This is a genomic window from Enterobacter genomosp. S, from assembly GCF_001631805.1.
GTDB lineage: Bacteria > Pseudomonadota > Gammaproteobacteria > Enterobacterales > Enterobacteriaceae > Enterobacter > Enterobacter quasihormaechei.
On record NZ_LVVA01000007.1, the window covers coordinates 1 to 13,906 of the forward strand.

12 protein-coding genes and 1 pseudogene are annotated in these 13,906 nt (G+C 52.7%); all 13 read left to right on the plus strand.

Features of this window, described 5'->3' with window-relative positions; translation table 11 throughout:
* Nucleotides 1–34 precede the first annotated feature (34 nt).
* The 13 genes and pseudogenes from A3466_RS23865 to A3466_RS06455 all read left to right on the plus strand — a co-directional run bounded on the left by A3466_RS23865 (nt 35) and on the right by A3466_RS06455 (nt 13,706).
* A complete protein-coding gene (locus tag A3466_RS23865) occupies nt 35–445 on the plus strand; it encodes a DUF2931 family protein (RefSeq protein ID WP_432416602.1) in 411 nt (136 codons plus the stop codon).
* A gap of 15 nt (nt 446–460) precedes the next feature.
* Nucleotides 461–652: a DUF2931 family protein gene (locus tag A3466_RS23870; RefSeq protein ID WP_414627571.1), complete on the plus strand. Its 192-nt coding sequence runs from the start codon at nt 461–463 to the stop codon at nt 650–652.
* Nucleotides 653–888: 236 nt separating this feature from the next.
* Nucleotides 889–1,155: a PAAR domain-containing protein gene (locus A3466_RS22180; RefSeq protein WP_074160958.1), complete on the plus strand. Its 267-nt coding sequence runs from the start codon at nt 889–891 to the stop codon at nt 1,153–1,155.
* A 3-nt stretch (nt 1,156–1,158) separates the two neighbouring features.
* On the plus strand, nt 1,159–2,316 hold the full coding sequence (locus A3466_RS06410) for a hypothetical protein (protein ID WP_063449889.1): 1,158 nt from the start codon (nt 1,159–1,161) through the stop codon (nt 2,314–2,316).
* The gene (locus A3466_RS06415) at nt 2,300–5,689 is read left to right on the plus strand and encodes an ImcF-related family protein (RefSeq protein ID WP_063449890.1); all 3,390 of its coding nucleotides are present in this window, start codon (nt 2,300–2,302) and stop codon (nt 5,687–5,689) included. The genes A3466_RS06410 and A3466_RS06415 overlap by 17 nt, the downstream gene beginning before the upstream one ends.
* Nucleotides 5,689–7,263: a type VI secretion system protein TssA gene (gene tssA, locus A3466_RS06420; RefSeq protein WP_063449891.1), complete on the plus strand. Its 1,575-nt coding sequence runs from the start codon at nt 5,689–5,691 to the stop codon at nt 7,261–7,263. Before A3466_RS06415 ends, tssA begins: the two co-directional genes overlap by 1 nt.
* 41 nt (nt 7,264–7,304) lie before the next feature.
* Complete coding sequence (locus A3466_RS06425; RefSeq protein ID WP_063449892.1) at nt 7,305–8,045, plus strand: hypothetical protein; 741 nt, start codon at nt 7,305–7,307, stop codon at nt 8,043–8,045.
* A gap of 13 nt (nt 8,046–8,058) precedes the next feature.
* Nucleotides 8,059–9,822, plus strand: coding sequence for a type VI secretion system baseplate subunit TssF (tssF, locus tag A3466_RS06430; RefSeq protein ID WP_063449893.1), 1,764 nt, complete (start codon nt 8,059–8,061; stop codon nt 9,820–9,822).
* Nucleotides 9,822–10,877: a type VI secretion system baseplate subunit TssG gene (tssG, locus tag A3466_RS06435; RefSeq protein ID WP_063449894.1), complete on the plus strand. Its 1,056-nt coding sequence runs from the start codon at nt 9,822–9,824 to the stop codon at nt 10,875–10,877. The genes tssF and tssG overlap by 1 nt, the downstream gene beginning before the upstream one ends.
* Entirely contained in the window at nt 10,858–11,394 is a 537-nt protein-coding gene (gene tssJ, locus A3466_RS06440; protein WP_120286583.1) for a type VI secretion system lipoprotein TssJ, read from the plus strand. Before tssG ends, tssJ begins: the two co-directional genes overlap by 20 nt.
* Before the next feature lies 1 nt (nt 11,395).
* Nucleotides 11,396–11,839: a type VI secretion system baseplate subunit TssE gene (tssE, locus tag A3466_RS06445; RefSeq protein ID WP_063449896.1), complete on the plus strand. Its 444-nt coding sequence runs from the start codon at nt 11,396–11,398 to the stop codon at nt 11,837–11,839.
* 21 nt (nt 11,840–11,860) lie between these two features.
* Nucleotides 11,861–13,192, plus strand: a pseudogene (locus tag A3466_RS06450) (VasL domain-containing protein).
* A 25-nt stretch (nt 13,193–13,217) separates the two neighbouring features.
* Entirely contained in the window at nt 13,218–13,706 is a 489-nt protein-coding gene (locus A3466_RS06455; protein ID WP_063449897.1) for a hypothetical protein, read from the plus strand.
* The last annotated feature ends 200 nt before the right edge of the window (nt 13,707–13,906 follow it).

Genomic DNA, 13,906 nt, shown 5'->3' on the forward strand with positions numbered 1-13,906 from the left:
TTATTAAAGGTAAAACCTACCCCTACGGCAACTGGTGAAATCCAGCCGCAGGGACAGCATATTAACGCTACAGGATGTCCATCTGCTGATAATGTCAGTGGCGGGGTGTACCGCAGGACACACTTCGTCTGCTGACCCGGACAAAACTGAGTGGGGTTATAAAAAACTGCCCTACGACGAATGGAAATTTCTGTTTATTTATTCCAATGCACTGCCCGCCCTGGCTACCCGGGCTCTGATGGTGGACGGGGCCGGCTACAAGACTACATACCAGTATGTTGATACTACAAGACCCAGTCGGGTCAGCGTGGGACGCTGGAATGACCATCTTGGGGTAACGCAGTCGTATTATAACAAGGGTAACGCACTGCCGCTGATGCTTCGTTTTTGCAGGGACTCAGTCATTGATAAAAAAAGTTATGAAACACTGATATTGTTCAAATAAGGGACATGGGAGCAGATGACCACGCTTTACACCGACAGCTATCGCCCCGATGAGACCTATTACCGTGACACCATGGTGATTGGTCTGGCCCCCGGCGGCAAGGTTAGCGTCTGGCTGGATAATTTAGGTGATCCAGTAGTCCCGCAGATAGATGCCAAAATTACCACGGTATCAGGTGAGCAGATGTGCATGTGCAGGGGGCACTGACTTCCCTAATGGTTATAGATATACAAAGGGAACAAAAGCTTTTATTGAAGGTAAAAACTACCCCTATGGCAACTGGTAATAATCTGGCCGGATTGATAATGGGGAATAAAAAATAATAGTTTATTTTATTTTCACTGGGTTTTTATTTATACCCTTCTTCATTAATTCTATCTTCTATTTATTCTTTTTTTATTGTCGCATTAAAATTATGCGCGGTTATTATTTGTGAGGTTTTCATGTCTAGAGGTTTCGTTTTACTCAGTGATAAAACAACGCATGGTGGGAAAGTTATTTCTGCAACATCAACCATGATTGTCAATGGAAAAAAAGTCGCCCTGGTTGGTGATATGGTCAGTTGCCCAATCCCAGGGCATGGTACCAATCCTATCGTAGAAGGTTCGCCGGAATGGATATCTGACGGTAAACCTATCGTGATTGACGCATGCAAATGTTTGTGTGGATGCCAGGTGATCTCAAGCGCACCGGATTGTGTAATAGGATAATCAATGGGCTGGAAAAGAGCGATATCATTAACAACGGAGTTGTCCCCGAAACCGTCTTTAATGTGGTGGTTTCTGACCGGTGCGCTGATGGTAATCATCGGGGCGTTATTATTCATGCTCTACGCCTCGGGTATGGTAAAAGGACTGTCGGCACTCAATATCTGGCAGGTATCCCTCACGCCTTCAGGGATTTGGTTGCTTCTTTTATGTCTGAGAGGATGGTTGTGGGGTAAAGAAATTGATAAGCATCATTTTCAAAAAAAAGAAGCTGAGCTTGCTCAAAAACAATGGGAAGCTTGGGCTGAAAGATATCTGGCGATTATAACTAGTTGTATTTTATTACCCGATAAAATCACTGCGGGATGCCTTCATAATAAACTCGAGCAGTATTACGGTCTTACCAGAAGAATAAACTATTTAAGTGACAGTGATCATTTGGCCGATAAGTCCCTGCACATACTACTTAAAAGTACGATGGATGTGTTTCGCCAGTTGCCTGATGATTTTCCTGTAACAGTAACGCTCATCTCCGATCTGCCTACAGCTGGACTGAATGAGTCCTTTAGCTCCGTCTGGAGCTCCCTATTTCCTCAGCGCGCTGTACCTGAAAACATAACCATAACGCCTGCTCTCTCGATGGAAAGGGCCGAAAAGCGTCTGAAGCAACCGTCTCTGACGGTTGACCTCATCCTGGTGATGCAGTTGTTCGGCGGCGATGCGTATTCAGATGGGCTGGCCTCGTTGCTGCTGACCAGTGACGATGTGACACAAAAATACCGACTCCCACATAAGGCCCGCCTGTTGCGGCCAATGCCACTGGAACTGGACAGGTTTGAGGACGATTTCACGCAATTCCTCGTAACTCAGACAGTTGCCAGCCGTGCCGCCCGCGTTCTGGGTGACAGTTGCAGGTGGGAAGAGGTTGCCGCACCGCTGATGACTATCGGAAACGTACACGGAGCTCAGTGGGATCCTGCCGAGCGTATGCTGCTGGAAAAATGGTGCGGTATTCCGGGGCCGGCGGCCCCATGGTTGCTGACCGCTCTGGCGGCCGATCTGGTCACCCTTGGTAATAACTCTCTTTTGACGTTGTTCTCCTCCGGAGAGGAACGCTATATCAGTACCGTCACAACAGGAAGTGAAGATGAATACAACGGGTAATCTGTTTGGCCGTTTTGGGCGGACTGGTATTGTACTTGCCAGCGTGATGGCACTTTGGTGGCTGATAACCCGTTATGGCACACGCCTGGGCCTGGAAACACGCAATGAGAAAATTATCACGCTGGTTATTATTTTACTGATACTGGTTTTTTTTCGCTACCTGCCTGTGATAAAAAAATACTCACAAGAGCTCTCTCATCGCCATAAGTCCCGTCAGGAAAATGGTTTACCCAATGATGAATTCCGTCTGGTACAGACGCCCCCGGGCAACGTTGTCGTCGGGGACATCCGTCAGATTCTTCGCCATCAGTATGGTCGGCGCTGGGGACGCAAGATCCGCATTCTGCTGATCACCGGGAAAGCCAGTGAGGTGGAGCAGTTAACCCCGGGGCTGACGGTACAGCACTGGCAGGAAGATCAGGGAACACTACTTCTATGGGGTGGAGATCCGGCTCAGCCGGAGGACAAGGCCTGGCTCACCTCACTCCGCGGTCTACGCCACCGTCCCGCTGACGGGACGGTCTGGGTGACCAGCGATCTAAGAGAGTGTGAACCCACACCGCTAAACGGAGATATACTTGACAGCCTTACGCGTGCCATCAACGCACGCTATAAATGTCTTGGCTGGCAACTGCCGCTGTATATCTGGTCATTACAGACGATTTCAGATGACAGTTATCGCATCACCCAGCCGGTGGGCTGCCTCCTGCCAGCCAAATGTACCCCACAGGCGCTTGTCGAGCAGCTCGCCAGTCTGGTGCCACAGTTGACCGCACAGGGAATACAGCAGATGTGCGCTAAACCTCAGCATAATTTTCTGCTGAGCCTGGCCGATCTGCTCATCCGAAAACCAGAAACAGTGGCGGAGCCGTTGTCGGCACTGCTTAACCCATACCGCCCGCTGCCGCTGGCAGGCATTCTGTTCAGCCCGCCGTCCCAGGAGGCCGCCCGCAGCGTGAAGCACCACTGGGGAATGGACAACCGCTGGGATAGCATTCCCACGTCGGTACAGGCATTACCAACAGGACTTCGCCCGCGCAGGCCCGGCATCAGTTGGCAACAGATTGCGGTTGTTACAGCTTTTGCGCTGATGTCTCTTTGGGGCGCTTCCATGATTGGCTCCTTTTTCGCCAACCGCCATCTTGTAGCAACGGCGCAGGAGCAGATGCAACTGGCCGCGACAGAGAAACAGTCGCTGTCGGCGCGCCTGCTAGCGCTAGCAGAACTACAGAAGACGCTGTCCCTTCTGGAATATCGTTCACAGCATGGTGCCCCCTGGTTCGCCCGTCTCGGTCTCAGCCAGAACGATGATCTGCTGGAAGCGTTATTCCCGCGCTACGGTGAGCTGGCTCTCCCGCTGCTCCGTGATGCAGCGGCGAAGCATCTCCAGCAGCATCTCTACGCTTTTGTGCAATTATCGCCGGAAAGCCCGTTGCGTGAACGAATGGCAAAGATAGCTTACGACCAGTTAAAACTGTACTTGATGCTCGCCCGGCCGGAAAAAATGAACGCTGCCTGGTTTACGAGCACACTGATGCGTGATTGGCCCCGGCGTGCCGGTATTCCCAACGGTGTCTGGCAGGGGAGTGGTCCATCCTTACTGACGTTCTATGCAGCCAGCCTGACTTCGCACCCTCAGTGGCGCCTGCGTGCAGACGATACACTTGTGAGCCAGGCGCGATCCCTGTTAATTCGCCAGATGGGACGACGCAACAGCGAGTCAACCCTCTACCAGAAGATGCTTACTCAGGTGGCGCACCAGTACGCGGATATGCGCTTGGTTGATATGACCGGAGACACTGAGGTGTCGCGTCTGTTTACTACAGATGAGGTTGTCCCCGGTATGTTCACCCGTCAGGCATGGGAGCAGTCCGTTCAGTCTGCCATTGAAAGGGTAGTGAAAGAACGTCGTGATGAAATGGACTGGGTGCTGAGCGACAGCAAACAATCTGCGGTGCAGCAGACAACACCCGAAGCCCTGCAACAGCGCCTGACGGCTCGATACTTTGCTGACTTCGGCGGCGCCTGGCTGGATTTTCTCAACAGCCTGCGCTGGGAAAAAGCGGCCACATTGTCAGACGCCATTGACCAACTCACCCTGATGGCCGACGTGCGTCAGTCGCCCCTGGTGGCGCTGATGAATACCCTGAACGTGCAGGGACGTACCGGACAGATCGGAGAGGCAATGTCAGACTCGCTGGTAAAATCAGCGAAAAACCTGTTTAACCGTGGTGAACAGCCAGCTATTGACCAGCAGAAGGCTGTGTCCGGTCCGCTGGATGCTACCTTCGGCCCGGTACTGGCGTTGGTGAACGGCCGCGACGGCGGCACACAGGCAAGCCGGCTGAGCCTGCAAACATTCCTGACCCGAGTCACCCAGGTGCGTCTGCGGCTTCAGCAGGTCACGAATGCAACCGATCCGCAGGCTATGACCCAGGCGCTGGCACAGACGGTATTCCAGGGAAAGGCTGTGGATTTAACCGAAACCCGGGATTACGGCAGCCTGGTGGCGGCGGGGTTGGGACAGGAATGGAGTGGTTTTGGGCAGACGCTGTTTGTCCGTCCGATGGAGCAGGCATGGCAGCAGGTGCTGACACCAGCAGCAGAAAGCCTCAATGCGCAGTGGCGTAACGCGGTAGTGAATGACTGGAACAGCGCCTTTGGCGGACGCTATCCGTTTAAGGATGTCAGCAGCGAAGTGTCTCTGCCGTTGCTGGCAAAGTATTTAAATGCCGAATCCGGGCGAATTACGCAATTTTTACAATCACGACTGAACGGCGTCCTTCACCGCGAAGGCAGCCACTGGGTGCCGGACAGCATCAATGCCCAGGGGTTAAGCTTTAATCCCGCGTTTTTACAGGCGGTGGATACGCTGAGCCATATTTCCGATGTGGTATTTACGCGCGGGGAAGCGGGGCTCTCCTTTGAACTTCGCCCAGGCACAGCCGATGGCATCATGCAGACTTCGTTGGTGATTGATAGCCAGAAGCTGACCTATGTGAACCAGATGCCCGTCTGGAAACGGTTTACCTGGCCTGCGGATACGGAAGCGCCGGGTGCGGCACTGAGTTGGATAAGTACGCAGGCGGGCACCCGTCAATATGCCGACATGTCCGGTACCTGGGGATGGATACGCCTGCTTGATAAGGCTGCTATCAGTGCTTATTCCGGTACAGGCAGTAGCTGGAGTCTGCGTTGGCAGGCACAGGACGGCAGACCACTAAATTATACCCTACGCACCGAAGCGGGTGAAGGACCGCTGGCCCTGCTAAAACTGCGCAACTTTACCCTGCCGGAGGCGATATTCAGTGTAAGAGAACCTGTCGCTGAATCGTTGTTTGATGACACTGACACCGCAGAGGAGACGTACTAATGGCATCCATTCATACCTTAATCTCAGTTTGCCAGACGACTCCGGATGCGCTGGTACTTCATGCACAGCAACGACTTTCCCTGTGGCAAAACTGGCTGTTGCCCTTACAAGAAGATAATCCCACCGGCGATGACCCTGGCTACGATGATGACTTCCAGCAGATACGTGAGGAGGTCGGAAAACTCTCAGGTGCAGATACGGATCTAATCTGCCTGCTTGCTGAAAAACTGTTGACGGGCAGAGCCAAAGATATCCGTGTCGCCACGTACTATGCCTGGGCCCGTCTGCACCGGGATGGCGAAGCGGGGCTGGCGGACGGGCTGGAGCTTCTGGCGGGGTTGATACAGCGCTTCGGTGCAGGGTTGCACCCACAGCGAGAACGTAGCCGCCAAGCGGCGCTGGAGTGGCTCGGAAGCAGTCGTATGCTTGACAGTCTGTCGCGTTACCCGGAGGCCGGTAACGCGGAAATGCTGCGTATTGCTGGTGCCTTGCTGCTGACAGAGCAGGGGGAAGGGCATGCGCTACCGGCGGCGCTTTATACCGCGCTGGAAAACCATTTGCTAACCTCCGGCGGTCCGGACGCGGTGGTGCCGCAGAATGTCAGCGACACCAGTAAGTCCATGCCAGCCGGTGACGTTCCTGCGCTCGCCAGCATAGCGTCAGGCCAGGAGCTTCTGGCTCAGGCCCGTGTTCTGGCGGACTACCTAAGAAACCAGACGGATGGCTGGTTATCCGCCCATCGGTTGATAAAGAACCTGCGGCACGACACTCTGCACCAGTTACCACCGCTATCGGCAGACGGTAAAACTCGCATTGAGCCGCCGAAGCCGGATCAGCGGGCACAGCTGAAAAGGCTTTATCTTCAGCAGAGCTGGCGGGAGCTGATGGAAGAGGCGGACAGTATGTTATCACGCGGCGCTAACCACTTGTGGCTGGATGTACAGTGGTATCTGCATCAGGCGCTGGTGAGATTAGGGCGCGATGCAGAAGCAGCCATTATTCAGGCCGATCTGAAAGGACTGCTCTCCCGCCTGACGGGGCTGGAAACCCTGGCGTTTAACGACGGCACGCCGTTCGCCGACGAAGTTACCCTGAGCTGGATACAACAGCAGGTGCTGGACAGCGGCTTACGCTGGCAGGAAGAGCCATCCGTGACGGCGGCAGCAGCTTCCGGGGATGGCGATATTCTGGCACTGGAGCCGGAAGCAATAACCCTTGCCGACAGCGACGGGGCTGATTTTGCCCTTGCATGGTTACAGAGCCGTCCCGGTATTACTACAGAGCGACAGAAATGGCTATTGCGCCTGCTGATGGCACGTATTGCCGAGCAGACCGGGAGGAATGAACTGGCGCTACACCTGCTGAGCGGGCTGGACGGCAGTGCCGTCGTCATCACTCTAACGCAGTGGGAGCCGGAGCTGACTTTTGAAGTTAAGGCCCGTCGACTGAAACTACTGAGAATGAAAGCCGGGCGCAGCGAGGCAGATAAACCGCGCCTGAACTCAGAAATGGAACATCTACTGGCTGGGCTGATCGCGATTGATGCTGCCAGGTCGGCTGTGTTGTGTGGATGATAAAAAACTTAATAACATTTTTTCAGGAAAATATTGCAGTTATGCATTTGCTTAAAAAAATACTGTTCGCGGTAATACTAACTCATCTTTCAGGCTGTACAGCAACTGTTTGGTTAGAGCAAGATGTTATCGAAACAAAAAGAAATGAGCATGTTTTGATTTCAGACGAAGTTACGGGTGTATTTTATTACGAGAATCTGTCTGCGTCAGCTATTCAGGGAGAGACGCGCACAAGGGTGGATATACCTCATGATGGTGTTGCTTTCCATGGTGAGAAAAATATCTACATATTAACGAAAGGCGCGGATGAGTTGCTCGCTTTGGATAAATTATCTACCCAGGTGCCGCTAGTTACCGGCTTTGACAAATTTGATGGTTTGAGGCTTAAACTGGATGTGCCGGATAAAAATGATGTTGTAATGCATTTTTCCGATACGCTGTTATTACAGGTCAATAAAAGAGAGAGCAATCTTTCAGTGCAGGATATTGAGACCCTAAAAAAGACAGGGTTCAGGAGTGATGGTATTTGGTATGTTAAGCAGATACACCTTGAAGGGATAATTATTCCCAAAGATAAGAACGACAGGCTTTTTAATAATAGTGCGCAACTGGATAAAAAACATAATGTGGTATTTTATACGAATGAAGATGAAACCCACTTTCATCCCCTGCGGCTGGCAACTAAAGTTGTATTAACACCGTTCGCGGCCGTTGCTGATATTGTATTTTTCCCTATATCACTGCGCGTATTAGGTCTTATCACTCATCCTCCTGTACATTAATAGCCGGAAATTTATGGAAGATTTAACCCTGCGTTATTTTGACGCCGAAATGCGCTATCTTCGCGAGGCAGCAAAAGAGTTTGCGCAGACTCACCCAGACCGGGCGGCAATGCTCGATCTGAACAAAGCAGGAACCCCTGACCCATATGTTGAACGCCTGTTAGAAGGCTTTGCCTTTTCCGTCGGACGTTTACGCGAAAAAATAGATGATGACCTGCCGGAACTGACCGAAGGGCTGGTTAGCATGTTGTGGCCGCACTACATGCGCACCATCCCGTCCCTGTCCGTGGTGGCGTTTAGCCCTAACGTACCTTCGATGAAAATGGGTGAAATAATACTTGCCGGGCTGGAGGTTACGTCCCGTCCTGTAGGGCCAAAAAACACCGTTTGCCGCTACCGGACCACCCGCGACATAGCGTTAAATCCATTGATGTTGTCAGATGTGACGATGACGACAGAGCCAGACGGGCGTTCAGCCCTGCGGGTGCGTTTTGCCTGTAGTCCGCAGGCAGACTGGTCACAAGTGAACCTGCGGCGTCTGCCACTGTATCTCGGAGAGGACAGTGTCATGGGCCCCGCCTTGCATCTCTGGTTAACAAAGCATCAGGTGGCACTGTATCTGCGTCTGCCAGGACAGACAGACCGAATAACGCTCGACGCCTTTTTCTCTCCTGGCGGTTTTGGTGAAGAAGATAGGCTGTGGCCAAAGGGCGAGGGCGCCTTTAGCGGTTACCAGCTTCTGCTGGAGTATTTCACATTTCGTGAAAAATTTATGTTCGTCCATCTTAACGGACTGGAGAATATCACTATTCCCGCAGGAACGACGCACTTCGATATGGAAGTTGTGTTCAGTAAGGTCTGGCAGAGCGATTTACCTGTGACCAGCGAGGCCTTGCGCTTGCACTGCGTGCCGGTGATAAACCTCTTCACCCTGGAAGCCGATCCGCTGACCATCAGCGGGCTGGAAAGCGAATATCTGCTCCGTCCGAAGCGTCTTCAGGACGGACACACTGAAATTTACTCTGTCGACAGCGTGACCGGATCCGGACGTACCGGGAATGCGCGCTACGTACCTTTCACCAGTTTTCGCCATCAAGGCGGCATGATGCGCCGTCACGCGCCGGAACACTATTACCATACCCGTGTGAAGCGGGGGGTCACCGGAATGCACGACACCTGGCTAATTCTGGGAGGCAAGCAGTGGGAGGCTGACAGGGCGCTGGAGCGGGAAACCGTATCGCTGCGTATCACCGGCACAAATGGTCAGTTGCCGCGCCGGGCGCTACAGAGCACGCTGCTGGACCGCTGCGAACAGGTCACGGAAAATCCGCTCACTGTGCGCAATCTTTGTAAGCCGACGCTACCAGCGTATCCGCCTGCTGAAGATCGCTTTCACTGGCGCGTCATGAGCCATCTTGGTACCCGCTTTATCAATATGATGAGTAGTGCGGAAGTTCTTCGCGGGACGCTGTCACTTTATAACTGGCGTGAAGATGAACTGAATAATCGTCGACTCGATGCCATCGTGGATGTCAGACATCACCGAATTCAGCGCTTCGAAGAGGATTTTCTGATCCGCGGTATAGATATTGAAGTGATACTCGACAGCAGTGGTTTCACCGGCGAGGGGGATATCCATCTCTTTGGGGAGATGCTTAACCGCTTTTTCGCCCTGTATGCCGACATGAATCAGTTTAATCAGCTCACACTGATTGTTCAGCCAGAAGGGAAATGTATCCGGTGGAAAGAGAATCACAATCCGCGTCTGCCAGGATGATGGCGAAAGTACGGTGTCAGTTGCCGTATATGAATTTTTATCGTCTGTGTCAGTTACTGGAGCATAGCCACCCGGAGAAAGTTGTGCCCGGCAGTAACTGGCAGGTGCGTCACGATCCGGTTCGCTTTCGTCCGCATCCGGGTATGGGATTTCCGGCAGGAGAAATCCGTGGTGTAGAAGACCCGCCCCCAGAGCATCCGCATCTACCCATGACGGTGAGGATCACTTTCATGGGGCTATATGGTGTTGAATCTCCGTTGCCCACAGGCTACACCGATGATATTACGCAGCAACGGGACGGATACGAGGCCGTACAGGACTTCCTCGATATCTTCAATCACCGGTTGATCGCCCAGTATTATCGCATCTGGCGTAAATACTCCTATCCGGCCACCTTTCAGCCTGGAGGAACCGACACTACCTCACAGTACCTCCTCGGGCTGGCGGGGCTGGGAATACCTGGCTGTGCAGAAAACACGGCGACGCCTCTCTCGAGATTTCTTGCCCTGCTTCCGGTAATGCTATTGCCGGGTCGGACGGCGGAAGGCATGGAGGCGTTAGTGCAGTTACTGGCTCCTGATACCCGAGCAGTCGTATTCCACCTCGACCCCTGCCGTATTCCGATGAACAACCCGCTTGCAATGAGTGTGCGACAGCCGGTCAGCCTCAAACACAGGCCCGTTATGGGTACGCACGGTACGGATGTAAACAGCCAGGTGTTGTTGCAACTTATGACTGAGGATCCAGACGAGGTCAAGGGCTGGTTGCCTGGCGGCGAACTGCATAACGACTTGATGGCGCTGATGCATGTATATCTGGGTTCACATCTGGATGTACGGTTACAGTTGTGTGTAGCGAGACATCTGCTACCGGATGCGCAATTAACATGCGGCGAAATGCAGGCGGTACAACTCGGACGCACGGCGGTATTACGTCCACTAGGTTCACACAAAACAAGAAATGAAATTATCACCATTAACCTGGGCAAATATCAGCGCGTTCAGGCAAACATTCACCGAAGGGAGAGCGATGAAGATGGCGATTACCACTGGTAACACCAGGATGATGTTGCTGGCATTAACGCTCGCCACAACCTTAACTGGCTGTGGCCTGTCGCAAACCGTCAAAGACGGGACGGTTTCAGTAGCAAAGTCCATTTTTTATAAACAGGTTAAAACCCTGCATCTGGATATACAGGCGCGCTCAGGGGTGAATAACAATGCAAACGGAGCATCCCTCGCGACAGTCGTGCGTGTTTACCAGTTGAAAGATCGTAAGGCTTTCGACAGCACTGACTATCCTTCTCTGTTCGCTGATGACAGCCAGGCCATCAAAGCTGACCTTGTGGCTGAAAAAGATATTCGTCTGCGCCCGGGGGAATCCGTAACGCTGGATATGCCTCTGGATGAAATCGCAGAGTATGTAGCAGTGGCGGCAATGTTTATGGCGCCGGACCAGACGAATGATACCTGGCGCCTGGTCCTCGCTCGTGAAGATCTCGACCCGGATAGTCCTCGCATTATTGAAGCCAGCAATAATCGCCTTACACTGCAAGCCCGTAAGGAGGACTAAGATGCCCCGACCATCTCTGTATGAAACCCTTTTCGGCAACTTTTCCGGTGGGCTTGACCTGCACAGCGTCAGCAATGAGAACCAGCTCATTATGTCAGTACTCGACAATATGCAGCGTATTCTCAACTGTCGCGCCGGGACGCTGGCGCACCTCCCGGATTACGGCCTGCCGGATATGACTAAAATCCTCCAGGGCATGCCCGGGACCGCCCATCAGCTCATGACAACATTGTCAGCCGTGCTGCTAAAATACGAGCCGCGCCTGAGCAAAATTAACGTGGTAATGCAGGAACAGATACAGCCCGGCGAACTCCGCTATGCCATTGACGCGGAGTTAAAGGGCGTCGGTCTTGTTCGATACGGTACGGAATTTATGCCCGAGGCGAGGGTACTAATCCGCCACCTGAAACAGCAGCAGTACCTCGACACTCGCGCCGCAATCTAGCTTTCACATACAGAAATCACCATGACACCACAACCTGAACGCCACCTTAAAACCGGCGGAGACCCGCGCACGCTTGCGGATTACGCCGCCTTGCGCGATCAAATGAACAAGCTCATTCATCCGGCACGCCCGGACGTTAACTGGCAACACGCGGAAACGCTCTGCCTCTCACTGTTCGAGCACAACGGTGTAGAACTGCAAACTGCTGCCTGGTATACGCTCGCCCGTACGCATCTGGCTGGACTGTATGGCATGAATGAGGGGCTGGCGGTACTTGCTGCACTGGTCGCCCGCCAGTGGGGAAACCTCTGGCCACAGCCTGTTCATGCGCGAATCGAAATCCTGAGTGCCCTCAGCAAGCGTCTGCAACAGGTGGTACACACGCTAACGTTGACGTACGCGGACTTGCGGCAGCTGTATCAGGCTGAGGAGCATCTGAACGCGTTAGGGGACGTGTTGCAGCGCCTGGAACTCAGGCATGCTGCTCAGCTTGATGCTCTGCGCACGATGATGCAGAACGCAGCTGTGCGTCTGGAAAACAGCGAAAATACGGGCGTGAGTTTGCCCGGTGACGCGTTGGGTGCTAAGGAAATACAACTCGTCGAACCGACAGAGCGCAGTAAATGGGTATATGTGGTTCACCCCGAGCCGGTGCCGAACGTTCAGGTAGATAAAGAGCCTCTTGTGTCGGTGAAGCCCTGGAAGCCATTTGCTGCTGGTATGTTGTCCATGTTAGTCGCAGCCAGTGTCGTCGTAGGAGGATGGCAAATGTTGCATGCGCCAGATTCGGCACAAACGCAGCTCGCCGTGGCTCTGGCTCCTTTACCTCAAGGACTTTCTACGGCGCAGTTAAAGGCGCTGCAACAAACGTCACCGTCACCGGAAATGGGGATTGGCAGAACACAACAGCTGTTAGCGCAGCTTTTACAGCTGAAACCCGACTGGGCAGTGAGCTACGGCGACAGTCTGGTGCAGCAGGCGCTGACGCTGTGGCCGGCAGAGGCCAAACCCCTGGCGCTGCATTGGCAAAAACAGATGAGTGTTGCTGCGCTAGCAGAGTCAGATCTGAATGGCTGGCATCAGGGTATGGCGCAGTTGCAGCAGCTGACGAACAGGCTGAACGCACTGGATGAACAGAAAGGTAAGTACATGACGGTGAGTGAACTGAAATCAGCCGTGTTTGCCATGTAGCAGTCCTTGAGCCATACCATTCCGCTTGAAGAGCAGCTTCGTCTGCTCGCCGCTTTACCTGCCGGGCAACCCCTGTCAGCAGCGCAGCAAAACAAGATTGAACAACATCTTCAGCAGTTGATTATCAGCTACGCCCTGCTGAAGCACAAAAAAGAACAATGAGACTGGCGAAAAACACGGAGTTGACATGTCAGCAAGAGAGCGTTTTTTTAAGAAAGTGCAGCAGAATAATGTGAATAAACCGATTCATATTAATACGGCTGAAGCCGAAGTCAGGGCATTTTGTCAGCGGATGGATGATCTTGCGCAGCAAATTATCGTTTGGTTTGAGGGTTCTGGTATCGACGTCATGTTATCCCAAAAACATATCACTGATTTAAGCACGGTCGGCTACAGCCTCAGTAGCAGTATATGTCGTTATGCCATCACGACTGTCACTCTGCAAAATGGAGACCGCAGCGTCAGCATTATGCCAGAACAGGTAATCAGGGGGGCCGAGAAGGGGTGTATGACAATGTGCATTAAAGCCCCCGGCAGTATATCGGGGGAGAGGATATACCATTTAAGCCTGGCGCCTGAAACAGGCTGGTATATACGTCGCGAACATCAAAGTGCGAAAGAGAATGTCCTCATGACAGAGGATTATTTTTTCCATGCCGTCGACTGTCTGGCCTGAACGTAAGCCACCCTCGCGGGAGAAGTCACTGAAACGTAGTTAATATATATTAACTACGTTAACTTATTAAGCATGACTAAACACTGTTGCCCAACGGTACTCCTCCTAAAATAGGTAAAGGCTAATATTTAAGGGGAGCGGTAACCAAACTACAAACCGTATATTTACCGTATAGCATGCTTTTTCTCTATCTTAAGTGA

What these genes read in the sequence shown, in the direction of transcription:
- A3466_RS23870 (WP_414627571.1), top strand. Translation starts at nt 461, where the DNA reads ATGACCACGCTTTACACCGACAGCTATCGCCCCGATGAGACCTATTAC.
- A3466_RS22180 (WP_074160958.1), top strand. Translation starts at nt 889, where the DNA reads ATGTCTAGAGGTTTCGTTTTACTCAGTGATAAAACAACGCATGGTGGG.
- A3466_RS06410 (WP_063449889.1), top strand. Translation starts at nt 1,159, where the DNA reads ATGGGCTGGAAAAGAGCGATATCATTAACAACGGAGTTGTCCCCGAAA.
- A3466_RS06415 (WP_063449890.1), top strand. Translation starts at nt 2,300, where the DNA reads ATGAATACAACGGGTAATCTGTTTGGCCGTTTTGGGCGGACTGGTATT.
- tssA (WP_063449891.1), top strand. Translation starts at nt 5,689, where the DNA reads ATGGCATCCATTCATACCTTAATCTCAGTTTGCCAGACGACTCCGGAT.
- A3466_RS06425 (WP_063449892.1), top strand. Translation starts at nt 7,305, where the DNA reads ATGCATTTGCTTAAAAAAATACTGTTCGCGGTAATACTAACTCATCTT.
- tssF (WP_063449893.1), top strand. Translation starts at nt 8,059, where the DNA reads ATGGAAGATTTAACCCTGCGTTATTTTGACGCCGAAATGCGCTATCTT.
- tssG (WP_063449894.1), top strand. Translation starts at nt 9,822, where the DNA reads ATGGCGAAAGTACGGTGTCAGTTGCCGTATATGAATTTTTATCGTCTG.
- tssJ (WP_120286583.1), top strand. Translation starts at nt 10,858, where the DNA reads ATGGCGATTACCACTGGTAACACCAGGATGATGTTGCTGGCATTAACG.
- tssE (WP_063449896.1), top strand. Translation starts at nt 11,396, where the DNA reads ATGCCCCGACCATCTCTGTATGAAACCCTTTTCGGCAACTTTTCCGGT.
- A3466_RS06455 (WP_063449897.1), top strand. Translation starts at nt 13,218, where the DNA reads ATGTCAGCAAGAGAGCGTTTTTTTAAGAAAGTGCAGCAGAATAATGTG.